The organism is Clostridium sardiniense, assembly GCF_016907995.1.
Taxonomy (GTDB): Bacteria; Bacillota; Clostridia; order Clostridiales; family Clostridiaceae; genus Clostridium; species Clostridium sardiniense.
On the sequence record NZ_JAFBDA010000017.1, the window covers coordinates 24932 to 50889 of the forward strand.

22 protein-coding genes are annotated in these 25958 nt (G+C 30.1%); 2 read left to right on the forward strand and 20 right to left on the reverse strand.

What is annotated here, in order from left to right:
- Positions 1-81 precede the first annotated feature (81 nt).
- The 20 genes from JOC62_RS13305 to JOC62_RS13400 form a co-directional block, all read right to left on the reverse strand.
- Positions 82-2295: a heavy metal translocating P-type ATPase gene (locus JOC62_RS13305; RefSeq protein WP_204595769.1), complete on the reverse strand. Its 2214-nt coding sequence runs from the start codon at positions 2293-2295 to the stop codon at positions 82-84.
- Between the two features lie 15 nt (positions 2296-2310).
- Positions 2311-2670: an ArsR/SmtB family transcription factor gene (locus JOC62_RS13310; protein ID WP_204595770.1), complete on the reverse strand. Its 360-nt coding sequence runs from the start codon at positions 2668-2670 to the stop codon at positions 2311-2313.
- Between the two features lie 467 nt (positions 2671-3137).
- Positions 3138-3716, reverse strand: a complete 579-nt coding sequence (locus JOC62_RS13315; RefSeq protein WP_243425075.1) for a zinc dependent phospholipase C family protein — start codon at positions 3714-3716, stop codon at positions 3138-3140.
- 412 nt (positions 3717-4128) lie between these two features.
- Positions 4129-4869 (reverse strand): M15 family metallopeptidase, encoded by a 741-nt coding sequence (locus JOC62_RS13320; protein ID WP_204595771.1) that lies wholly within the window; start codon positions 4867-4869, stop codon positions 4129-4131.
- 224 nt (positions 4870-5093) lie between these two features.
- Positions 5094-6161, reverse strand: a complete 1068-nt coding sequence (locus JOC62_RS13325) for a mannose-1-phosphate guanylyltransferase (protein WP_204595772.1) — start codon at positions 6159-6161, stop codon at positions 5094-5096.
- Positions 6162-6360: 199 nt separating this feature from the next.
- Positions 6361-7779: an aldehyde dehydrogenase family protein gene (locus JOC62_RS13330; protein WP_204595773.1), complete on the reverse strand. Its 1419-nt coding sequence runs from the start codon at positions 7777-7779 to the stop codon at positions 6361-6363.
- A 25-nt stretch (positions 7780-7804) separates the two neighbouring features.
- The gene (gene eutJ / locus JOC62_RS13335; protein ID WP_204595774.1) at positions 7805-8623 is read right to left on the reverse strand and encodes an ethanolamine utilization protein EutJ; all 819 of its coding nucleotides are present in this window, start codon (positions 8621-8623) and stop codon (positions 7805-7807) included.
- 12 nt (positions 8624-8635) lie between these two features.
- Positions 8636-9274, reverse strand: coding sequence for a phosphate propanoyltransferase (locus JOC62_RS13340; protein ID WP_204595775.1), 639 nt, complete (start codon positions 9272-9274; stop codon positions 8636-8638).
- 38 nt (positions 9275-9312) lie between these two features.
- The gene (gene metK, locus JOC62_RS13345) at positions 9313-10512 is read right to left on the reverse strand and encodes a methionine adenosyltransferase (protein ID WP_204595776.1); all 1200 of its coding nucleotides are present in this window, start codon (positions 10510-10512) and stop codon (positions 9313-9315) included.
- Between the two features lie 31 nt (positions 10513-10543).
- A complete protein-coding gene (locus JOC62_RS13350; RefSeq protein WP_204595777.1) occupies positions 10544-11563 on the reverse strand; it encodes a response regulator in 1020 nt (339 codons plus the stop codon).
- 4 nt (positions 11564-11567) lie between these two features.
- Complete coding sequence (locus JOC62_RS13355) at positions 11568-12863, reverse strand: sensor histidine kinase (RefSeq protein WP_204595778.1); 1296 nt, start codon at positions 12861-12863, stop codon at positions 11568-11570.
- Between the two features lie 63 nt (positions 12864-12926).
- The gene (locus JOC62_RS13360; RefSeq protein ID WP_243425076.1) at positions 12927-14048 is read right to left on the reverse strand and encodes a 1-propanol dehydrogenase PduQ; all 1122 of its coding nucleotides are present in this window, start codon (positions 14046-14048) and stop codon (positions 12927-12929) included.
- Positions 14049-14067: 19 nt separating this feature from the next.
- Positions 14068-15399: an aldehyde dehydrogenase family protein gene (locus tag JOC62_RS13365; protein ID WP_204595780.1), complete on the reverse strand. Its 1332-nt coding sequence runs from the start codon at positions 15397-15399 to the stop codon at positions 14068-14070.
- Positions 15400-15440: 41 nt separating this feature from the next.
- Positions 15441-15704 (reverse strand): EutN/CcmL family microcompartment protein, encoded by a 264-nt coding sequence (locus tag JOC62_RS13370; protein WP_204595804.1) that lies wholly within the window; start codon positions 15702-15704, stop codon positions 15441-15443.
- Between the two features lie 45 nt (positions 15705-15749).
- Positions 15750-16244 (reverse strand): BMC domain-containing protein, encoded by a 495-nt coding sequence (locus tag JOC62_RS13375; RefSeq protein WP_204595781.1) that lies wholly within the window; start codon positions 16242-16244, stop codon positions 15750-15752.
- 80 nt (positions 16245-16324) lie between these two features.
- Positions 16325-17080, reverse strand: coding sequence for a hypothetical protein (locus tag JOC62_RS13380; protein WP_204595782.1), 756 nt, complete (start codon positions 17078-17080; stop codon positions 16325-16327).
- 134 nt (positions 17081-17214) lie between these two features.
- Positions 17215-17493: a BMC domain-containing protein gene (gene pduA, locus JOC62_RS13385; RefSeq protein ID WP_204595783.1), complete on the reverse strand. Its 279-nt coding sequence runs from the start codon at positions 17491-17493 to the stop codon at positions 17215-17217.
- Positions 17494-17542: 49 nt separating this feature from the next.
- Complete coding sequence (pduB, locus tag JOC62_RS13390; RefSeq protein WP_204595784.1) at positions 17543-18331, reverse strand: propanediol utilization microcompartment protein PduB; 789 nt, start codon at positions 18329-18331, stop codon at positions 17543-17545.
- 29 nt (positions 18332-18360) lie between these two features.
- On the reverse strand, positions 18361-19281 hold the full coding sequence (locus tag JOC62_RS13395) for a glycyl-radical enzyme activating protein (protein ID WP_341534812.1): 921 nt from the start codon (positions 19279-19281) through the stop codon (positions 18361-18363).
- 64 nt (positions 19282-19345) lie between these two features.
- Positions 19346-21889 carry a glycyl radical protein gene (locus JOC62_RS13400; protein ID WP_204595785.1) on the reverse strand — a complete coding sequence of 848 codons (2544 nt, stop codon included), beginning with the start codon at positions 21887-21889 and terminating at the stop codon, positions 19346-19348.
- Positions 21890-22389: 500 nt separating this feature from the next.
- On the opposite strand from JOC62_RS13400, the gene JOC62_RS13405 reads away from it, so the two are divergent.
- Positions 22390-22842 (forward strand): GlcG/HbpS family heme-binding protein, encoded by a 453-nt coding sequence (locus JOC62_RS13405; RefSeq protein WP_204595786.1) that lies wholly within the window; start codon positions 22390-22392, stop codon positions 22840-22842.
- Positions 22843-23318: 476 nt separating this feature from the next.
- Positions 23319-25958 carry a cation-translocating P-type ATPase gene (locus tag JOC62_RS13410; protein WP_204595787.1) on the forward strand — a complete coding sequence of 880 codons (2640 nt, stop codon included), beginning with the start codon at positions 23319-23321 and terminating at the stop codon, positions 25956-25958.

Here is a 25958-nt window from a genome sequence, read left to right on the forward strand (position 1 = left end):
ATATTATTAGGAATAAAAAAAGGTCCCAATTACTTGGGATCTTTTTTATCTTAACAACTAATTCTATTAAGATATTATATTCTAGTTTTTAAGTGCTCTCATTGAATTTAAAACAGCAATTAAAGTAACTCCTACATCTGCAAATACTGCTTCCCACATATTTGCATCTCCTATAGTCGCTAGTATTAATACTAATACTTTTATTCCTAATGAGAATATTATATTTTGCCATAGTATCTTATTAGTTTTTCTGCCTATCTTAATAGCATCTACTAATGCTGATGGCTCATCTTTCATTAATACAACATCTGCTGCTTCTATCGCTGCATCTGATCCTATTCCACCCATTGCAACACCAACATCTGCTCTTGCAAGTACTGGAGCATCATTTATACCATCTCCAACAAAAGCAAGCTTACCATTTCTTTCTTGGTTTAAAAGTTCTTCTACCTTTTCGACCTTATTATTTGGTAAAAGCTCTGAATAAATGTTGTCTATTCCAATTTCTTTGCCAACTGATTCTGCAACCTTTTTACTATCTCCAGTTAGCATTACTATATTTTTAACGCCAATCTCTTTTAATTCCCTAATTGCATCTTTTGTATCATTTTTGATTTGATCAGATATTATTATATTTCCTTTATATTCATTATCAACAGCTATATATACTATAGTTCCAATATTATCTTCCTTAGTAACTTCTATATCGTTAGCTTTCATTAATTTTTCATTTCCTGCAAGTATTACATGTCCTAACGCTTTAGCTACAACACCTTTTCCTGATATTTCTTCATTACTATCAATCACTATATCACTTAAATCTTTATTAGTTGACACTTTATATTCTTCAACTATTGATTTTGCGATTGGATGATTAGAATAACTTTCACAAATAGCTGCATATTTTAAAAGTTCACTTTTTGAAATATCTATATTATTTATCTTATTGACCTTAAATACACCCTTAGTTAGTGTTCCTGTTTTATCAAATACTACTGTGTCAATATCTTTTAAAGATTCTAAATAGTTTCCACCTTTAACTAATATACCTTTTTTAGATGCTCCTCCAATTCCAGCAAATAATCCTAAAGGTACTGATACTACTAATGCACATGGACAAGAAACAACTAAGAAAATTAATGCTCTATATATCCATTCGCTAAAGTTACCATCTCCTGTTACTAAAGGAGGTACTACTGCTAGTAATAATGCACATATTACTACAATTGGTGTGTAGTATCTTGCAAATTTAGTTATAAACTTTTCTGTTGAAGCTTTTTTGCTACTTGCATTTTGTACCAATTCTAAAATTCTAGCAACTGTTGAATTTTCAAACTCGCTTGTCACTTTAACCTTTATAGTACTAGTACTATTTATGCATCCAGCAAGTATTTCATCTCCACTTGTCTTACTTACTGGCATAGACTCTCCAGTTAATGCTGATGAATCTATTGAAGTATTACCTGATATTATCATTCCGTCTAGAGGTACTCTTTCACCTGGCTTTATTATGATTATATCATCTATTTTAACTTCCTCTGGTGAAACCTTAATCATTTTATTATCTTTTTCTAGATTTGCATATTCAGCCTTTATATCCATAAGTTCTGATATTGAATTTCTTGACCTATTAACTGCATAACCTTGGAATAATTCCCCTATTTCATAGAATAACATAACTGCTACCCCTTCTGGATATTGACCAATTGCTATAGCTCCAATAGTTGCTATACTCATAAGGAAGTTCTCATCAAATACTTTTCCCTTAAGGATATTTCTTAAAGCACTTAGAAGCACTTCTCCTCCAACAAAGAAGTATGAAATTATTAATATTATTGCATTCTCATTTAGTATCATTCCTACTATAAATAGTATAATACCAACAATAAGTCTAATGTTTTCCTTTATAAAACCAATAAACTTACTATCATTAATTTGGTTATTTTCTTTAACTTTATTAGCATGTCCATGTTCATGATGGTCATGCCCATCATGATTGTGCCCAGTACAAACTCCACCACTACAATGTGATTCGCTATTCTTTACAGGTTTTGATGCTAATGAATATTTTTCTACATCAACATCAGGTTCTAAATCCTTAACTACTTTAGTAACTTTATCGATCATATCTTTCTCATCAATGTTTGCATCATATTTAATTATTAAAAGTTTAAATGAAAAATTTAAAGTTACTTCTTCCGCCTCTGGAAATTTACTAACAATACTTTCAATCTTACCAGCACAATTAGCACAATCTAATCCATTTAATGATAGTTTTAACTTCTTGCTTTCCATAAAAATTTCCTCCTTTTATTCATTTACGTGATTTAATCCTTCATTAAATATTCTCATAATATGCTCATCATCTAATGAGTAATAAACAACTTTCCCTTGTCTTCTAAACTTAACTAATCTTGCATTTTTTAATGTTCTTAATTGGTGAGATACTGCTGATTGAGTCATGTTTAGAAGAGCCGCTATATCACATACACACATTTCACTTTCATAAAGCGCACATATTATTTTTATTCTTGTTGTATCCCCGAATACTTTAAATAATTCTGCTAAATCATATAAAGTTTCTTCTTTTGGTAATCTCTCTTTTGTATAATCAACTCTATCTTGATGTATTATATTACAATTACACTTATCTATTGAATTATTACTCATAAAAATCTTCCTTTCATATGAATGATTGTTCATATGTTCATTATATGCTTTCTTACTAAAAAGGTCAACATTAAAAAATAAAAAAAGCATAAAATAGTAAAAACTATTTTATGCTCATACACTTTCATGTTTTTTCAAATTTTCAATAATAAGACTTAGTGCTAACATAATTGCAGTTATGATGATTTGCCAAATTACCTTTTTTTCATTATTCACAAGCAAAGGAATGGTTATAAATAAAACTGCCCACACTAGAAGTAGTATATCATTCAGATACTTTGCTTCTAACTTCATTACATCACTCCACTCATCCTCCAAATATATTTAAATTATATCATAATTATATAATTTAAAATTGTGAATCGTTTTGCAATTTAACCCTCAATTTGACCTATTTTTTATATTTCATTCCTTATTACAAGTAAATTTTCAATATAACTAAATATTCTCTAGATATATTAAAACCCTTATATAGCCACTCTATTTTCTTTTTCATTTGCAACTATTGATTCAATAATCATATTAAAAACATTACTACATACATAGTAAGCAAAATTCAAATCATTTGTAAAGCCTTCTTCTAATTGATATAACTCTAACGTCTTATCTATAAATTCTCTTACATTATCTATTTGCACCCTATTATTCTTTATAACATTTATCTTATAAGTTTTTGCAACTTTTGAAAGTTCTCTTTCATAAAGAATATGAGGTTTTATTGCATTTTTAAATTCCCATCTTTGAAAATGAGGCAAGCAATAATAGTCAGTCAAGAAGTGACAGATAACCCCTAGTTCTCCACTAAACTTTCCTATACTACTTTCGTTATTTATCTCAGTTATAGAAAGAGATGATAATCTATCTATCATATCAACTATCATATCTATACTTTCTGTATAATAATGCTTTTTAAATTTATATCTTGAAGCACAATCTGGCTTTATGTTTCCCCATATAAATCTTTTTCTATTTATTAAATGTGATCTATCTTCTCTAATATTGTCTAATATATAATCAGCTATCATCATGTGAGTGTTCATCATCATTTAAACATCACTTCCTTATCAAATTTAAACCTTAATTTCATCTTACTATAATCATCATATAAAATATATGTTATACTTCTGGACAAGTTGCTAATTATTTCAGAAAAGGTTTTACTATTTCAATCTAAGGTAATTATTTCTTTAATTACTTTTATTTTAAGATTACCTTAGTCCACTGTTTTATTGTACCACTTTTAAATGCTTTTATTACAAAAAATTGAAATAGTAATCTAAAATTAATATATTTGAGCTATATATATTAACAATATTTATATATACTTCTTAGAAATAATATCACTGGTAATTATATACAAAAAATAAATGAAGGTATTTTTTATATACCTTCATTTACTCTGACTAATTCCTTGCCCCTTATGTTTATTGAGTTTAATCTTTATATAATTATATCTTCTTATTTTTTCATAAATTCCTCTAAAGTTAATCCTGTTTCCTGTATTTTTTTTGCAACATCTTTACCTACATATCTTATATGCCATGGTTCATACTTATAGCCTGTTATATTCTCTTTTCCTTTTGGATATCTAAGTATAAAACCATAATCATGCATATTTTTCTGTAACCATATAAATGCATTAGTATTCTCAAAATTATCTGTTAACGTTGTATCTTCAGGAGATCCAACATCTATAGCTAAACCTGTTTGATGCTCACTATAACCTGGAACTGCAACATACCTTTTTGTATACTCTATTCCTTGACTTTTTACACTTTGATCAAATACATTCTTCTGATATTCATAAGTTCTATAAGCCGAAACTGGTATTAATTCAATTCCATCATTTTCTGCTGCTTTAAACATTTCTTGTAATTTTTCTGCTGCCTCTTTTTCCATAAGTATCTTTTGATTTGTTTTAGTATTTACATTTACTAAGTTACCTGGTTTATACTCTGATTCTAATCCTTTCTCTTTATTTACAAGCAAAATTTGATTTTTATATACATTTGCCACAGTCTCAGTTTTTTCATCTTTTATACCTGACTCTATATATTTTTCATCAGATTTTATATTAGTATTAATCTTTTCTATACATACAAAAAAGATTAATGGCAATATAATTGATATTAAAATAACTGTTGTAGTTCTATATTTTTTCCTATTTATTTTTCTTCTTTCTTTATTATAAAATTTCATATTAAAGTTCTCCCTTCTATAACCTTAATGTAACTTAATAAGTTCTATTAGTTATAAACTTATCGCTTCAAAGTTGTAAGTTAATATAATACTTAAATAACATATTATTAGTAAAGTTTTGTTTGTCTTATAAAAACTATAATTTGATATGTATATTTGAAAGTATATCCAGTTATAAAAAAATTAAAGCAAGCCTAATTTAAAATTAAGCTTGCTTTTTATAACTACAAATATTTTTTATAATCATTTGCTCTATCCAAATCATTTAATAAGTGCTTTATTTCCTGATCTTTATCTCTATCCATTACAAGAAGTACATCTCCTGCATCTACTATTACTAGATCCTTAACGCCTAAGCCTATTATAAGATTTTTCCCTCCAAATACTGAACAGTTTTCACACTCTTCTAAATAAACATTTTTAGATACTGCATTACTTCTACTGGCATCTAAGAATCTACTAAGTGCATTAAAGCTTCCAATATCATCCCAGGAGAAATCGCATTTAATAACATACGCTTTTCTGGTTTTTTGCATTACTCCAAAATCTATAGATATTCCATCTATTAATTTATATTGTTCCTCTATTACTTTCTCTTCATCATCTCCGCCTATATGCTTATATATCTCCATAAGTGGCTTGTGCATTAATGGAAGATATTTTTCAATTTCTCTTAGTATTACATCTGCTCTAAATACAAACATGCCCGAATTCCATAAATAAGTCCCTTTATAAATGAAATCTTTTGCTACTTCAAGATTAGGTTTTTCAGTAAATCTTGCTACCCTATAAGCTGGTCTATTTCCGCTAATCCTGTCGCCCATCTCAATATATCCATAACCAGTTTCTGGTCTTGTAGGATCTATCCCTAAGGTTACTATACATCTTCTCCTATTTGCCAATTCTACGGCTTGGGCCAGAGTTTCTATATATTCCTTTTCATTTTCTATATAGTGATCTGATGGTAGCACTATCATTACCGCATCTCTATCTTTCTTTAAAAGTCTAACTGCTGAAAGACCTATGCATGTTGCAGTTTCTTTGTTCATAGGTTCTGTAATAATATTATCCTTTTCGATATCACTAAGTTCTTCTTCTATCTTTTCTCTATAATTTTGGTTTGTAACTACGTAGATGTTTTTCTTGTCTATTAAAGGAGCTATTCTGTCTACAGTATTTACTAAAAAACTTTTATCATTAATGATTTTTAGAAATTGCTTAGGTTTTTCTGCTCTAGACAAAGGATACAATCTACTTCCTTTACCACCAGCTAAAATAAGCCCGTATATCACATCTTTTCAACTCCATGTAATACTTTAGTGTATTCTATGTTAATTTTTAGAACTTTGTGCAATAAAAAAAGCCGTACCTATTTATACGGCGCGACTTTAAATCCTAAATATTACTTTTATTTCTACAAATATCATCTATGATATGAAATTATTTCTCTTCTTCAATTAATAGCTTTTATCTTAATAAAATACATTCATTTTATCTTATATGAAATGCATCTACCATACTACATCTACGCTTCCTACAGAAAGATTTAGCAGAAGTTAAACCTTCACCGGTAGGACCTGCTATAGTAAATGTTGTATATCCTTCTCCTCCTACACCTATTCCTGCATAAGATGGTGCATTTTTAACAAATATTGTTGTTTCAAGAAGCCTAGCCATTTTTGTAAGCTTTTCAACATTTTTTGAATGCATTATAGCTGTATGCCTATTTCCCTGTTCAGCAACATAAGCACATTCAATGGCTTCATCCACGTTATTAACTCTTACAACTGGTAATATCGGCATCATCATTTCCTCTAAAACAAAATGATGATTTCTATCAACTTCCATAATTATTGCCTTTATATCCTCATTAACATTGATCCCAAGCTTATTTAAGATATATTGTGCACTTTTACCTACAAATTCAACTTTCGGGCCACCTTTTCCATTAGTAACCAATTGCAAAAGTTCTTCTATTAATTTTCTATCTCTTATTTCATAAGCGCCATTTAACTTCATGTTATGAACTAAATGCTCAAATATTTCATCAACTGCAAAAACTTCTTTTTCTGCAATACACGGAACATTATTATCAAAGCTACATCCATCTACTATGTCCTTTGCCGCCTTTTTAATATCTGCGGTTTCATCAACAACTACTGGAGGATTACCAGCCCCTGCCCCAATTGCTTTTTTTCCAGTGGACATAACTTTTTTTACTATAGTAGGCCCTCCAGTAGCAACTAATACTCGAACTTTAGGATGCTCCATCATAATATTTGTATTCTCAATTGATGGTTCCTTAACAGTAGTAATTAGATTTTCTGGAGCTCCTGCCTCTTCTAAAGCCTTATTTATCATTGTAATTAATTTTATAGTGACACCTTTTGCCCTTGGATGAGGACTAAATACTACTGTATTACCTCCTGCAATCATTGAGATTGAATTACAAATAACTGTTTCCGTTGGATTTGTAGTAGGTGTAATAGCTCCAATTACTCCAAATGGGCAATACTCAACTAAAGTAATTCCATTATCTCCTGTTATTGCTTCTGTTGTTAGATCCTCTGTTCCTAAAGTTTTTTCTGCTGCAACTCTATTTTTAATTAGCTTATGTTCATACTTACCAATTTCAGTTTCTTCAACAGACATTCTAGAAATTAACTCTAAGTTTTCTCTTTTCAAAATAACAGCCTTTATTGTATTAACATATTTCTGTCTTTGAGCCATTGAAGACTTTAGTAATTGCTTTTGTGCAATATCTGATGCTTCAACTGCTGCTTCCATTGTATCAAAAACACCATATTTTTTTTCATTACTTAGTTTGTTAAAGTCTACAATTCTCTCCTTTTTTACTTCTTCAATTGCTTGTCTAACTATTTTTTCTACCAACATAGCATCTATACTCATTTTAAATTGCACCTCATCTCATTTTTTACTCTCTATTACAATTCATTGCAATACCTAATGGTGTTACAAGTAAAGATTCATTAGTTTTTATTGTCTTTATACCAATTTCTTTTTCAAAAATATCATTAAACTCTTCAAAGCAACATGCACCACCAACAACATAAATCTGTGGTATATCATAGCCTTTCAAATAACTTTTTACTATTGAAGCCATTTTTTCTACTACAGGCTTAATAATCGGAAAAATCTCTTTATCTTTTTTAGGATCCTTCTTTAATTTTTCAGCCTCTTCAATAGAAATTCTATAATAACCTGCAATTACTAATGTCATATGGCTTCCACCAGTTGCTTCATCAGCAGTTAATATAACCTTTCCATCTTTTAAAAGACTAATCCCTGTTGTTCCTCCGCCAACATCAACAACAGCTCCATCTTTAATCCCAAGTAAAGTAGCCGCTGCTGTCGGTTCATCCACAACATTTATTACATCAAAACCGGCCGCTTCTATAACATTCGCTATACACTTAACATTTCCTGAAATTATCCCTGGAGGGACAGCTGTAGCTGCATACCTTAATTCTCTTCCAATAGCTTTTTCAATATCAGATTTCAACTTTTTTAAGATGTTTATGGCACCAACAAAGTCTACAACAACCCCATCTTTAACAACTGTTGATGGAAATGTAGCACCTGCAACAGGAATATTATTTTCATCAGTAACAGAGATAACTATATTCGCTGTACCTAAATCTACTCCTATCTTTAGCTCGCCATCGCACTTATTACACTGATTATTAGCAATTAATTTAGAAAACTTCTCTAAACTCTCATTGTGTATTACCATTTTTGTATCTCCTTAAATTTTACGTAAGATTACAAAATCATTATTTTTTAAAGCACATGCGTTAGCTTCATCAATATCAACATGCATTTCAAGAGAAAACTTATCAGAAATACGAACTAGAACATTCCCTAAAATGCCTTCCCTTTCACCCAAGGTTTCAACTTCAACGATTTCCTTATCTTTAACACCTATTTTCTTAGCATATTCTGGAGTCATATGAATATGTCTTAAAGCTACAATTGTTCCTTGTTCAATTTTCACTTTTCCTTTAGGTCCTATTAACTCAACTCCTGGAGTATTCTCTAAATGCCCAGACTCTTTTATTGGAGCTTTTACTCCTAACCGAAAACTATCTGTTAAAGAAATCTCAACCTGGCTCTTCTCTCTAACAGGTCCAAGTATACGCACCTTTTCAAATTCACCTTTTGGACCTCTTACAGTTACAGTTTCATTAGTAGCGAATTGTCCTGGTTGCTTTAAGTCGCTTTTTTTAGTTAAGCTATATCCCTTTCCAAACAATTCCTCTAAATCCTCTTGGCTAACATGAACATGTCTATTAGATATACCTACTGGTATCTTATATTTTTCTAAGTCATTTAATTTATCCATAACTAACTTAGTAACCAATTTTATTGTTTCTTCTGTCTGCATTTACCTTATTCACCTTCTAACTATATTAAAGAAAAATATTATTTAAAACTTTCACAAATATATCTCATAGCCTCTTCTTTTAAAATTTTCACCTTATCCAATTCTTCCCATTTAAAATTCTCATTTTCTCTTCCAAAGTGCCCATAAGCTGCACTTTTTAGAAACTGAGGTTTTCTTAAATCTAGTTCTTCTAAAATATCAGCAACAGAAAACGAAAATATTTTCTTTACAATTTCAGATATATATTCCTCTCTAATTTTTGCTGTTCCAAATGTATTAATATTTATAGCTTCTGGTTCTTCAGATCCAATAACATAACATAAGGCAACTTCAGCTCTCTTAGCCAATTTAGCAGCTACAATATTTTTTGCTACATATCTTGCCATATAGGCTCCAGAACGATCTACTTTAGTTGGATCCTTACCTGAAAATGCTCCTCCACCATGCTTAGCTATACCCCCATAGCTATCTACCATTATTTTTCTCCCTGTTAACCCTGTGTCCCCAGCTGGTCCACCTATTACAAATCTTCCAGTAGGATTTATATATATTTTTGTATCATAATTTATCCACTTATCATCAACAACAGTTCTAATAACATCATAGTCAATAACACTTTTGATATAGTCATACTCAATATTGGCTTCATGTTGTGCTGAAATTACTATACTAGTAATATTAAGTGGATTCCCATTCTTATCATATTTCATAGTAACCTGTGCTTTTCCATCAGGAAGTAACCAAAAGGCCCCTCTTTTTTTTCTGATTTCTGATAATTTCATTGTTAATTTATTTGCCAAATCACATGTTAACGGCATATAATTCTCACTCTCATCACAAGCATATCCATACATTATGCCTTGATCTCCGGCGCCAATTATTTCTTTATATTTTTTCTCATTTTGTGTTAGCTTATCAACACCTAACGCAATATCTGTTGATTGTTCATTTATATTAGTAAGTATTAAACAATTCTTATAATCAAACCCAATAGATTCCTTTGTATATCCAATATCTTTTACAACTTCTCTTGCTATATCTACAATATTTATCTTTGCTTTTGACCTAACTTCTCCAGCAATCATAATTGTATTTTTAGATACCATTGTTTCAATTGCCACTCTCGAATATTTATCATCTGCTAAATATGCATCTAAAATTCCATCTGATATTTGGTCACAAATCTTATCTGGATGTCCTTCCGTAACAGATTCTGATGTAACAAAATATTCATTCATATTTTTAATCACCTACTTCTAATTAGAAACCTTATAGCATCTTTTTATATTGATGAATTGTTATATTTTCATATCTCTTAAATACTTTACTAAAATATCCACTTTCATTATATCCAAGCTTAAATGCAATATCTGTAACATTTAAATCCGTAAAAGAAAAATAGTATTTTGCCATATATATTTTTCTCATATGTATGTACTCCATAATACTTACATTAAATTGTCTCTTAAATATACGGCTTAAATATCCTTGACTTATTGTACAATTTTTTATTACATCATTTAATCCGATTTCTTCTTCTATATTTTCTTCAATATAGTCAAAAACATTTTCTAGTAAATTATATTTTTTTATACTTTGCTCTTTAAATATATAGTTCACAACATTAAATAACCACAATTCAAAACTCTTTTTATTTAAAATAAAGAAATTAGTAATTGGAAATATCTTATTAATATCAATGTTTTCATTTTTTAATATTTCTATTGGAGCAACTAATTTATTACCTAAATCATTAAAATACTTTTGAAAATATATTTCATCTACATCTTCTTTCTCATAAATTTTATTAATAATTTTAGGTATATTGTAATATGCATTTTTGAAATCTTTTTCACTTATTATTTTAAAAAGTTCTTCTAGTTCAGGCTCTTCACTAATAAAATTACTTTCACCTACTTCTTTATTTTCAAGTAAATAATCATCTAATAAATCTCTTATTTTTGAGGAAGAAATAGGTTTTGAAATATAAGCTTTAACTTTAATTTTCAAAGCTTCTATTGCAAAATCAAAGCTACTATATGACGACATTATATAGATTGTAGTTTTAGGATTGTATGAATAAATTTTTTTACTGGATTCAATTCCTGACTCACCAGGTAACATAATATCTATAAACACTATATCAATTTTATTGTTTTTACATAATTCTACCGCTTCTTCTCCTGATCCAACTGAAAAGGCAACTTCAAACCCATCTACTTTTGATATTATTAAGTTAAGAGCTTGTCTCATAAGTGGATCATCATCTACAACTAATATACGATACATCTACCTAAACATTCCTTTCATCAAAATTTCTTGGATACCTAATGATACTTGTTGTTCCTTTTTCATGAATGTTTTCAATAAAAACATCGTATTTTTTCCCAAATAGCATTACAAGTTTTTCTCTTGCATTTCTAATACCAACCTTTATAGAATGCCCTTCATAATTATCTTTAAATATTTTAAACTTCTTTGATATTTCTTTATCACTAAGACCTAACCCATTATCACGGATACAAATAACAACATCATTATTTTCATAATGTGCATCTATTTCTATTTTCCAATCTATATTATTTGTTGTTATCCCATAGAAAACGGAATTTTCAACAAATGGCATAATAATATCACAAGGAATCCTTTGTATACTGATTATTTCAGAAATATCAATTGTATAATTTAATAACTCTCCATACTTAATCTTTTGCATCATTAAATAAGTATTTATTCTATCAAATTCATCATTTAAACTTTTGTAACTTTTTTCACTACTAAAATTCTGTTTTAGATATTCAGAGAACAGTATGATCATATCATTAGTTCTTGGTGAGTCTTCAATTATAGCTAAACTTGAAATTGAATTTAGTATATTAATCAAAGAATATGGATTAATTTTTGCTTTTAAATTAGAAATCTCAATATTTTTTAAATCATTCTCTAACTTTAGTTTCTTTTTCTCATTATTAATTTCTTCTAGTTCTTTTTTTAATGTATCATTTTTTATTATTTCATAAGCCTCTTTTTCACCCATTTGATTTATAATAAGTGAAATTAATTCAGCCACACTTACAAACTTTTCATATTTGTATATAGGTATATCATTAAATAATTCTTTCATGTATTTTTCTTTTTTATAGTCCTTTGAATCAGTAATTAAATTCTCTAGTCTACTAATATGATTTGGTGTATCTATACACCTTACTTGTCCACCAATAAACGCTCCTAAATAATGTCCCCTCACTATAATTGGCATAGCTATCTCTAACAAACCACAAGGGCAAAGATATACGCAATTCTTTTGTGTTACTGCTGCCTGAATCCCTCCAAAAGCATCTGAGGCCTTACAATTGCATGCGGTATCCATTCGCTTTCTTCTTTCTACACAAAACTTAGTAAACGATGTCATTTCAGTTATTGGTTCACCTTTAAAATCAACTGTAACAAACGCAAGCCCTGTAGCCTTTGCTATTTTTTCTTGAATGCTTTCTAATGTCTTCTTGCCAAATAAACTAGTGATATTAAATTTATTTATTAAGTTATCATCAATTATTTTAATACCATTATTTCCATGGAACTTATTCATTTATTCCACTCCTTTATATACTATAGAATACATTTCTTAATGTATTTTACCATATAAAGCACTTTATTGGTATATTTTCCCTATTAAATTCTCTAGCTCAATTGTATTAACCTTTCTTGGATTTAATTCAGTACACCCATCTTTTAATGCATTTTGTGCCATTAATGCTTTTACTTTATGAAAATCATCCTTATCTATATTTAGTTCTTTTAATTTCATTGGCATTTTCATAATTTTCATTATTGAGTTAATGTACTCTTTTAATACTTTTACTGCAAATTCATCTCCCTTTGTTTTATCTACCATTCCAGTTTTATATACAAGCTTTGCATATTTTTTAAGAGTATTAATACCATGACTGTTATAATCAATTACATTAGTTAAAAGTAATCCATTGGCTAAGCCATGTGGAATCTTAAATCTGCCACCTAACTGATGCGCAAGGCTATGATTTATGCCTAATCCAGAAATATTAAATGCTATACCAGCTAAGTTAGAGGCTTCATGCATCTTACTTCTTGCTTCAATATCTTTCCCGTTGTGATAGCACTTAACTAATGATTCTATAACAAGTTCAACTGCTTTTTCTGCTAAAGCATCTGAATAAGAATTAGCTTTATTAGAAACATAAGCTTCCAATGCATGAGTTAAAACATCTATTCCTGTATTAGCAGTTATATCTGCTGGCACAGATAGAGTTAAATTAGAATCTAAAATTGCTTCATCTGGTAAAAGACTATCATCAAATATAGCATGTTTAATTTTAGTTTCTGTATCGGTTATGATAGTTGCATTTGTAACCTCTGAACCTGTTCCACTTGTTGTTGGAATTGCAATAAAATTAACTTTATCAATTATATTTTTTTCTCTCGCAAAGTAAAGAATACCTTTTGCAGTATCAATTGCCGATCCCCCACCATATGCTATAACAACACTTGGGTTAATTTTTTTAATAATAGCAACACCACTTCCTATAACTGTTAAGGGTGGATCAGGAATAACTTTATCAAAAATAGAAACATTATTGCTACTATCTATAAACTTTAATATACCTTTAACTATTCCACTTCTAACAAGAAACCCATCACATATTATCCATATGTTTTCATTTTTAAATTTCTCTAACCTACTTAATGAGTTTTCTCCAAAATAAATCTTTGTTTTTATATAAACTTCATGTAACAACTTTAACCTCCTTGTCGCACTAGCGAATTGAAAAACCACTTGTAAGTGAACAACGTCTTCTTCTAGTAAAGTGTCTTGCAGTAGTTGTTCCTTCTCCAGTTGCAGTAGCAATGGTAAAGCTAGTGTCTCCTTCCCCATTTACACCAATTCCAACTAATGAAGCACCATTTTTAACAAATACTGATGTTTGCATCTCTTTTGCTGCAATATTTAGTCTTTCAATTGATTGAGAGTGAATTATTGCCGTATGCTTAAATCCTTGTTCTATTTCTAAAGCTGTCTCTAAGGATTTTTCAAAATTCTCTACTCTTATTAAAGGTATTAAAGGCATAAGCATTTCTAGTGTTGTAAAAGGATGTTGCTTTATTGTATCAACTACAATAAGCCTAATCTTCCTATCACATTGAATTCCGGCTGCTGATAAAATCTCATTTGCGCTTTTTCCTTCAAGTGCTTTATTTATCGTCATATCATTCGTTACTGTCGCAACTGTAAGTCTTAACATTTCCTCATCACTATTTACATAGTAAACATCATTTTTAATAAGTTCTTCTATTAATTTCTCTGCTATTGATGATACTGCAACTATGCTTTTCTCTGATATGCACATAACATTATTATCAAAGGAAGCACCATTAACTATATCTCTCGCAGCTTTTTCAAGATTAGCTGTCTCATCAACAATTACAGTAGGATTTGCAGGTCCTGCGCCAATAACTTTTTTTCCTGAAATCATTGCACGTCTTAAAACGTTGATTCCTCCTGTTGTTACAATCATAGAAATATCAGGATGGCTCATAATTTCACTAGTAGAAGCCATTGAGCTTTCATTTAGTGTTACAACTAAATTATCAATACCACATATTTCTACTATTGACCTATTAATTATTTCAGTGACATATTTTGATACCTCTATTGCTCTTGGATGTGGACAATGAACAATTGCATTTCCCGCTGCTAACATACCAATTGTATTGCTAATTAATGTTGCACATGGATTAGTACATGGATGAATAGCACAAATAACACCATAAGAAGATAATTCATATAATGTCATTCCATTATCACCTGTTTTTACTTCAGTAATTAAATCCTCAATTCCTGGAGTTTTATTTATAGATAAAACAAGTTTTATTATTTTATCATGTACATTTCCCATCCCAGTTTCTTCAACAACCATATTTGCAATTTCCTCAACATTTGCTAAAAGTCGTCTCTTTATAACTTCAATAACTTCTCTACGCTCATTTAAATTAAGTTTGGCATATTGATTATATGCACCTAATGCAGATAGAACTGCATCATTTACTGAAGGAAAAATACCGCTTTTTAACCTATAACCTTTGTTCATTCTCTCCTCCTTTCTTTATCTAGAAAAATACTAAGATATCATTAAACATCAATAGTATCTATAATTCCGATAATAGCCATATCTATAGCAACATTCTTTTTTCTCTCTTCAACCCTAACAGCTGATCCCTTACATAATAAAACGTAGTCACCTATACCTGCTCCAGTATAGTCTGCTGCAACCTCTTCATGTCCAATAAATTCATAGTTATCATCTATTCGCCTTACAACCATTAATTTATATCCTACTAACGATTCATCTTTTCTTGTTGCTACAACATTACCAATAACCTTAGCCATATACATCTTAATCACAGTCCTTTCTTGCTTTAATAGCTTCTCTAGATGTATTTATTCTTTTTTAGTTTCAGATTTTTTGCTGTTTTTTCTTGTTTTCTTCTCCTTAGGCTTAAAATCATCTATCTTCAAATTTTTATCAATAACCTTATCATCTATAAGTTTTTTTGTATTTTTTTCTTGTTTATGATTAACTTCCTTTAGTGTTTCTACAGGAATACTTTCAATATTTTGTTCCTTTTCTTTTTTATTAATTACATCATCTTTTTTCTCTTCATGTGGATAAAAGGCTAACTCTACCTCCTTAGAACATCTTGGAATAACCTTTGAAGAAACAAGAACACCCTTCTCTATAGCAATTTGCTTTCCAGATGCAACTGCAGAATTTACTGCTCCAACATCTCCACATACTTTTATTGTCATATATCCAAGCCCCTTTGTATTTTCAATATCTAATATTTTAATATTAGCTGTTTTAGCCATTGTATCTGCCACTAAAATAGCTGTTGTCAATCCACTTACTTCTATTAATCCTAATGATTCTCCCATCCTGTCACCTCACTTTTACTTTATAAACTAAAATTTTAAAAAGTAATAATAATTAATTGGTATTAAATGTATTATATAAACTACATTTTTAATATAGAGATATTTAAACTACGTGCCCTATCTTTAGCTAATTCTGTTATAATATCTCCCTTATTTAAAATTATTTTTCTATCCTGTACATATTTTTCTATATCAATCTCAGTTATGACTTTTTTAGAGCTCTGTTTATATTTTTCATTTAATTTATCTAATGGTTCATCAATATCTATAGATAAAATCTCTTTATTCATATCAAAAAATTCATCAGATATTTCTATATTAAACTCTAATAAGGTTCTGTAATAACCTAATATCTTATTTACATAACTTGATGGCTCTTTGCCAGTCATTTTGGCAAGACCCGATCTACATAGAATAGTTCTTTGCCCTTTTTCCATATTTTTAAATATCCACTTTGCCTCAAATGTATCATCTATACATAATGCTACTTTAGCTACGAGGCTTCTTGGTATTATAGGAAATACAGTTATATAATCTTCTAAATCATCAAACTTTACATCCTTTTCCTCAATTATGCCTTTGCATACCTGAAATTTTTTTAGATTATTAACATGAATATTATTAGTTATCCGAGATGGTATAACAGCATAAACATCATATTTATTTATTTTATTTAAGCTTTCAAAAAATCCCCAATACTTACTGTTCCATTCTTCAGTAAAAATTACATAAAGCTTCTTCTTAGGAATAGATAAACTTTTCGTAGAGTTTTCTGACTGTATCAATTTTATAGCTTTAATTACTAATTCTCTAATTACCTTATCATCTATCTCCACATTATCCCTCCTGTTAAATTTTCAATGGGCTAGAACCCCATTAATTATCAAAACCTTAAAACTAACAAAAATAGATTATTAATTGTGATTTAAATTAACAGTGTACATCACCCATTGACTGCTTTTAATATTCCTTATACAAATTTAGGAAGAATCTTTTCTGTGTCTGTATGTGGACGTGGAATAACATGTATAGAAACAACATCTCCAACTTGTTTTGCTGAAGCAGCCCCTGCATCAGTTGCTGCCTTAACTGCGCCAACATCACCTCTTACCATAACTGTAACAAGACCTGACCCAATCTTCTCATATCCTATTAAATTAACATTTGCTGCCTTAACCATAGCATCTGCCGCCTCTATTGCAGCAACTAACCCTTTAGTTTCAATCATTCCTAACGCTTCTGAATTCATATTAAAAACCTCCTAATTTCTTATAATATTTTCATTTATACTTAAAATTCTAAATATAAGGTGTAGTCGTTGACTTAGGCTCATCACCTAATGCCCCCAATAACTTTGTACCGACTTCAATAGCTGATTTCACAGCTTGTCTAACTGCGCCCGAATCTCCACTAAATGTTAAAATCACTTCATTTGAGTGACTAGTCCCACTTCCTGGAGAAGCATAACTAACCACATTAACATTTGCTGCTTTTACAGCACTATCTGCTAATACAGTTCCAATTGCAGCAGGTCCTGCACAAACCATTCCAAAAGCTTTACCAAGTGGTGTTCCAAAAGCTTTTTCTAAGCAATAGCTTGCTCTAGCTGTATATTGAAATTCTAAATGACCTGCATCATTTCCATAGACATCTCCAAAATATTTTTCAACACTTGATAGTGCAATTTCAACTGCACGTCTAGCATCAGATACATCATCAGCACCTATATAAATTAAGCTTCCATGACCTGCTCCACCTTTAGTATCTCTAGGTAATTCAACTGATATAATTTCTGTATTTGTAGCTTTAACAGCATCATCAACAGCCATTATCTGTGGACCTGCTCCAGTTCTAGCGCCAATAATACCAATTGAACGATACTTGCCTAGTTTCATGATTTCTGTTAGCATTGGATCTACACTTGCAATAACTAGTCCTATTGTATCTCCTATTGCAGTACCTACAAATTCAGTAACCCCTATACTTTGCGTGCATCTCTCTTTACATTCATCTTTTTTATTTTGAGTTGAAATACCCAATTCATTAGAGACTTGTCTCATTACTTTTTCAATTAATTCTTGATCCATTCTAAAACCTCCATTCTAATATCTAATTTTTATCCACCAATAACACATTTAAGCCCTTGTCCTTGAACTATATCCTTTAAACTATCAATTTCATCTTCATTTAATGATTGAAATTCTTTCATAAGATAATTCTTTCCAAGAAGCTCATATTTATTTTCACCATAAGTATGATATGGTAATAAGTGGACTGTATCTATTCTATTTAAAGTTTTCGCAAACTTACTTATCTCTAAAATATTTTCCCGACTAGAATTAAATCTAGGTATTACAGGCACTCTAACAACCATTTTAGTTATTTCAGAAATTCTTTTCGCATTTTTAAGGATAATTTCATTTGATACTCCAGTCCCTTCTTTATGAATATCTGAACTTATATTCTTTATATCCATAAGTACTAAATCAACATAAGGAAATACCATATCAATAACCTCCTGTCTTGCATACCCAGTAGTTTCAATTGCTGTATGCCATCCTTGTGCTTTGCAAGCCTTAAAAATTTCCTTTGCAAATACAGACTGTACTAGTGGCTCTCCTCCTGATAAAGTTACCCCTCCCCCTGACCTTCTGTAATTAATTGAATCCTTTTTAAGTTCTTTTATAATTTGTTCAACAGTCATTTTCTTTCCTTTTAAGGTTAATGCACTAGCTAAACATACATTTACACATTCACCACAGGCTGTGCAAAGTTCCCTATTAATAAATTCCTTATTATCAGGATTTATAGCACCTCTTTTACATGCAGAAATACACTTTCCACAATGAATGCAATTACTTTTTTGATACATTATAGATGGCTTTAGTTCTTGAGACTCAGGATTACTACACCATCTGCATGATAGAGGACATCCTTTTAAAAAAACTATTGTACGAATTCCTGGCCCATCATGTATAGAATATCTTTGTATATCAAACACAAGTCCCTCCATACCATAATTAATAGTATCCATCATCCATAATTCCCTACCTTCATTTATAATTATTAATTTAGTATGATTATAATCGGAATATTAAAAACTACATTGAATGTTCAGTACGATCTATAATATTATCTTGTACTTCTTTTGCAAGAACAACGAATTGAGCGCTATAACCAGCAACACGAACAACAAGGTCTTTATACTCTTCTGGATTTTTTTGTGCATTTATTAAAGTTTGCTTATCTATTACATTAAATTGAACATGCATACCTTTATGGTCAAAATAACTTCTTACTACGGAAGCAAAGTTTTGCAGTCCATTATCTCCTGATACAGCAGATGGTAAGAATTTTTGATTATAAAGAGTTCCATTTGATGCTATAAAATGATCTAATTTAGCTACAGAATTTGCTGCAGCAGTTGGACCATTAACATCTTTACCAGCTCTTGGTGAAACTCCATCTGCAAGTGGTGTCTTAGCTAGTCTACCATCAGGTAGTGCTGAAACATCCTTACCAAATAAAACGTTTGCAGAAACTGGATAAACACCTGCTTGGAATTGTCCTCCACGTGGATTAGTATATTTTTCTACTTCAAAGCAATAAATTTGTGCACATTTACGAGCAACCATATCCACTTCATCAATATCATTACCAAAAGCCGGTGTATTATCTAAAATCCTTCTTATGTTTTCAAAATCACCTGAAGCTACTGTATTATTAGATGGTTGTAATTCAGATACAATTTTATTTTGAATGTCTGCAAGATCTATGGAACCTGAATTAATTAATATTTTCTTCACCGCTTCATAAATTTGCATTTCACTAATTTCTGAGCTACTTGTATTATTACAAGATGCATTATTGCCTTCTGCAGAATGTCCAAAGTTCGCATCTAATGCTTCTTTTAATTGCTTCATAGAAATTGTATTATCTTCGAATACATGTTTTTGTATTGCATATACTGAATCTCCTGTATCAGCAACACCAAAAGCTTGAGGTCCTGTAAAGTTATAAATTGCTCCACCCTCTTGAACTGATTTACCTCTTCCTATACAATCATCAACTAAAGCTGATAAGAATGGAAGTGGCGCTCTCTCCGCATGCGCATAATCAACACAATTATCTGCTTCAACAAGATATTGCACAAAATATTCCATTTGCTTCTTAAATGCATCATATAATTCTTCTATTGTCTTAAAAGTTGTTACATCTCCTGTAACAGGACCTAGTTGCTTTCCATTCACCTTACCATTGTTTAATGTAATCTCTAACACCTTCGCTACATTAAAGAATGCTGCATCATGCCATCCTTCTGTTTTATGAGGACATTGAGGTTCAACACAACCAATAATACAATAATTACGAGCATCTCTAAGTGTAAGACCCCTATTAATTAATGCTGGAATTATAACTTCATCATTATACATAGCTGGAACACCTAGACCTAATCTTGCAAGCTCACACGCCCTTAATAAAAACTCATCTGGAGTTCCTTGCCATACACGAATTGAGAAAGAAGGTGCTGGTAGTTTAACATGTGCTGTTGCCTCCATACACATATATGAAACCTCATTTGTAGCATCAATTCCCTCTTCATTTTGTCCTCCAACACAAAGGTTTTGAAAAACAGCATATCCTGCAAACGCTTGAGCTGACACCTCATCACGTGTCTTATTAATATCATTAAGTTTAACCCAAATACAATCTACTAACTCCTGAGCGAATTCTTTTGAAATTTTCTTATCATCTCTTAAGTAAGGATACATATATTGGTCAAAACGCCCTGGAGATATTGAGTGTCCACTTGATTCAATTTGAACCATTATTTGAACAAACCAGAAAGCTTGACAAGCTTCATAAAAATTAGTAGCCCCATTCTCTGGAACTCTATCACAATTAGCTGCAATTTGTAATAATTCTTCTTTTCTTATATTATTAGTCTCAACTTCGGCCATAGCTCTTGCTTTATTTGCATATCTATGTGCAAAGTTAATTGCAGCAGTATATGAAATAATTACAGCATTATAAAATTGTTGTTTCTTTATATAGTCTGGATCTTTCTTATCCATCTTGCTCATAGCTTCAACAACTTCCGCAATAACTCCTTTAAATCCTTTTTTTAATATCTTCCCATAATCTACGCAAACATGTCCTACTCCACCATAAAAATAATTTCCTACTGTAAAGACTCCATTTGCTATAGAATCCTTCGCTTCTTTAGACATATAAGAGTCAGCAAGTGAACTTGTAGTTTTGCCTTCCCAATATTTAAAAGCTTCTTCTAATTCTTTTGCTGTTTCCTTTGGAATTTGAAATGGATCTGCAATTCTTGTTCCCATAGTCTCAAACTCTTTAGCAACCCAATCATAAGAAAATTCAGGACAAATTTCAGTAGAACGAGGATTTTTAGTTATTGCCCCTACTATTAACTCATCTTCACGAATAGTTATAGGTAAATTATTAAATATTTTTTCTACAGCCTTAGCACGTCTTAGTATTGGAGATAAACCTTCTGTCTCTTTATATGATTCTGTTACAAGAACTGCTCTTTCTGATTCAACGTATGGAATTGCATCAACAATCATTTTTTTTAATCTTTTAACTCTTTCAGTTGGTTCTGAAAAACCTTTGGCTATCATTTTTATTCCCCCTTAAGAAATCGTTTAAATTTATTTGCTGTAGCTTTATTATAAATTAGCTACATAAATTTCTTATAATACTTTTCAAACTTAATTAAAGTAATATTAAAACCATATCGGGCTGTATATTAAATTGATTTAAATTAAAAAAAGATATAAAAGTAATATTTAAAGTTCAATTTACTTTTATATCTAAAAACTACAACCTAATAACCTTAAAAATATTCTATTTCTACATAAATATTTTCTATATTAAATAGCGTCATTACAAAAGGTAAAATTAAAACCTTTATGTTGTCATTTTAATAATTCTTGTAAAATCCAAACTTCATTTAAAATAATAATACTAACCTTAAGTAAATTATTATTACCGTAACTCTAGTTTTAAATTTACATAATCGCTAATTGTAATTTACAAGTATTGATTGAGATAAGACAATATACTATTTCTATATTATAAATTAATTTTTATTATCATAAGTTTAATGAGGTGATTAAAAATGATAGATAATGATATAGCCCATAAAATTACAGAAAATATAATAACATCTTTGAAAGATAACACTATTACTTTAAATAAAGCTAAGGAAATCCTTAATAAAGCTGAGGCTAAGGCTAAAGAAATTAATATCTCCGTAACTATTGCAATAGTTGATGAAGGCGGAAATCTTATTGCTCAACATAAAATGGACAATGCTTTGCTAATAAGTATTACTGCCGCTCTAAATAAAGCATATACTGCTATTGCCCTAAAAATGGATACAGAAAAAGTTCATGAGCTAATACTTCCCAGTGGCCCATTTTATGGTTTAGAAAATATACATCCTGGCAAACTTTGTACTTTGGGTGGTGGAATACCAATAATAAATCATGGCAAATTCATCGGCGCTATTGGTGTTAGCGGAGGTAGTATAGATGAAGATGTGCTTATAGCTAAAACAGCTTTAAAATAACAAAAATATTTTAATTCTAAAATATAGTCTGCTCAATCTTCACTATGATAATTTACCATATAATGGAGTTTGAACAGACTATTTTATTTTCTGTATTTATATCTATAATCAAGTAACTTATTTAGACCTAAAATCAAATAGCTTGATATACTATTTTATAAATATACCATTATGTTTATAAATTCTATGTAAGATTTATGTTCATTCTATGTTAAATAATAATATAATGTATTATTATCTATTGACTTTCTAATCTCATAGATATATTCTTGTATTAACAACTAAATAACTTAAGAGGGAGTAGTTTTAAATATAACGTCAACATTCTCGGCATGATTTCATGTCTGGTGTTATATACCCTAGCGGTTACGAGACTTTTAATATAGATTATGATTTTTTAAATTCGTAGTTTATATTAAGAGTCTTTTTTTATTAAAAAATATAAGATATTAAAGTATGAAAGGGGTCCTATTTAAATGAAAAACTTTTTTAACAAAACTACTGAAGATGTACTTCATAACTTTGGCACCACCAAGGAAGGTCTTAAAGATACTGAAGTAGATCTATACAGAGAAAAGTATGGTGAAAATGTACTAAGCGAAAAGAAAAAAAAGAGCACTATACAAGTATTCTTTGAGCAATTTAAGGATTTATTAGTTATTATCCTTATTATTGCAGGTATTGTATCTATCGCTACTGGAAATGTTGAAAGTACAATTGTAATATTTGCAGTTATAATCTTAAATGCAATACTAGGTACTGTTCAACACGTTAAAGCTGAACAATCACTAAACAGTTTAAAAGCACTATCCGCACCTAATGCTAAGGTTCTTAGAAACGGTGTCAAAACTGAAGTTCCTTCAAAGGATATTGTTCCTGGTGATATATTAGTCCTTGAAGCTGGAGATTTAGTTGTAGCTGATGGTAGAATTATCGAAAATTACTCTCTTCAAGTTAATGAAAGCTCTTTAACTGGTGAATCTGAAAGTGTTACTAAAACTTCTGATGTTATAGCTAAAGATGAAATAGCATTAGGCGATCAAAAAAATATGGTATTTTCTAGTTCCCTTGTTACTTATGGACGTGCTTTAGTTATTGTTACTGCTACTGGTATGGATACTGAACTTGGTAAAATCGCTACACTTATGGATCAAACACAAGAAAAGAAAACTCCACTACAAATAAGTTTAGATGATTTTTCTAAAAAGCTTGCTATAGTAATTCTAGTAATTTGTGCTATTGTATTTGGTTTAAGTGTTTATAGAAATACCCCAATACTTGATTCATTAATGTTTGCTGTTGCCCTTGCTGTTGCTGCTATTCCTGAAGCTTTAAGTTCTATTGTTACAATTGTTCTTGCTATAGGAACTCAAAAAATGGCAAAAGAACATGCAATAATTAAATCCCTTAAAGCTGTTGAAGGTTTAGGTTCTGTATCAATAATCTGTTCAGATAAAACTGGTACACTTACTCAAAATAAAATGACAACTAAGCAAATATACGTTGACGGAAAACTTATAGCTTCTGAAAAGTTAGATTTAACTAATGAAGCTGAGCAGTACTTATTAAATAGTGCAGTTTTATGTAATGACTCAACTTCAATTGATGGACAAGAAATAGGTGATCCAACAGAAGTTGCTTTAGTAAATCTTGCTCATATTTATAACTTAAAAGAAGATGCCATAAGAAAAGAATTTGAAAGATTAAAAGAAATTCCTTTTGATTCAGATAGAAAGCTTATGAGTACAGTTCATCAGATTGATGGCAAAAACATAATGTTCACAAAAGGTGCTTTTGATGTACTTTTAAACAGAGTTACTTCTATTAAAACTTCAAATGGTGTAAGACCTATAACTGAAGATGATAAACAAAAAATTATAGATACTAATATGGAACTTTCTCAAAATGGCTTAAGAGTTTTAGCTTTTGCTTATAAAGAACTTCCAGAAATTCGTGATTTAACTTTAGAAGATGAAAATGAATATACTTTCCTTGGATTAGTTTCAATGATTGATCCTCCAAGAGTTGAATCAGCTGAAGCTGTTAGAGATTGTATAACTGCTGGAATCAAACCAATAATGATTACTGGTGACCATAAAATCACTGCTTCTGCTATTGCTAAACAAATAGGTATTCTTCAAGATGGAGATATGGCTGTTACTGGTTTAGAACTTGATAAGATGAGTGAAGAAGAACTTATGAGAAAGCTTGATCATATATCAGTTTACGCTAGAGTTTCACCTGAACATAAAATTAGAATAGTAAGTGCATGGCAAAACAAAGGTAAAATTGTTGCTATGACTGGTGATGGTGTTAATGATGCTCCTGCACTTAAACAAGCTGATATAGGTATAGCTATGGGGATCACTGGAACAGAGGTTTCAAAGGATGCTGCATCAATGATACTTACAGATGATAACTTTGCAACAATTGTTAAAGCTGTTACTAATGGAAGAAATGTTTATGCAAACATAAAGAACTCAATTAAATTCTTACTTTCAGGTAATACTTCTGGTATACTTGCTGTACTTTATGCTTCAATAATGGCACTACCTGTACCATTTATGCCAGTACACTTATTGTTTATTAACCTTTTAACTGATAGTTTACCTGCTATAGCAATTGGTGTTGAAAATCCAACTAAGGATCTTCTAAAAGAAAAACCTAGAGATAGCAAAGAATCTATTTTAACTAAAGATTTTATTTTAGATATTGCTATCGAGGGTTTAATTATTGCAGTATTTACTATAGTTGCTTTCCATATTGGACTTGAAGCTGGCCCTGCTGTTGCTAGTACAATGGCATTCTCAACACTTTGTCTTGGAAGACTGTTCCATGGATTTAACTGTCGTGGTAAAGCTTCAATATTCAAACTTGGTTTAGGCTCTAACAAGTATTCAATATATGCATTTTTAACTGGTGCTATACTCCTAAACTTAGTTTTATTTGTACCACCATTACAAAAATTATTTGAGGTTGCTACTCTTTCATGGACTCAAGTTGGCTTAATTTATTTATTAGCTTTCTTACCAACAGTTATAATACAAGGTATTAAAGTATTTAAAGAAGCCTTCGTAAAAGATTCACAAGAAGAAGATAAAAAGGCTGCAATATAA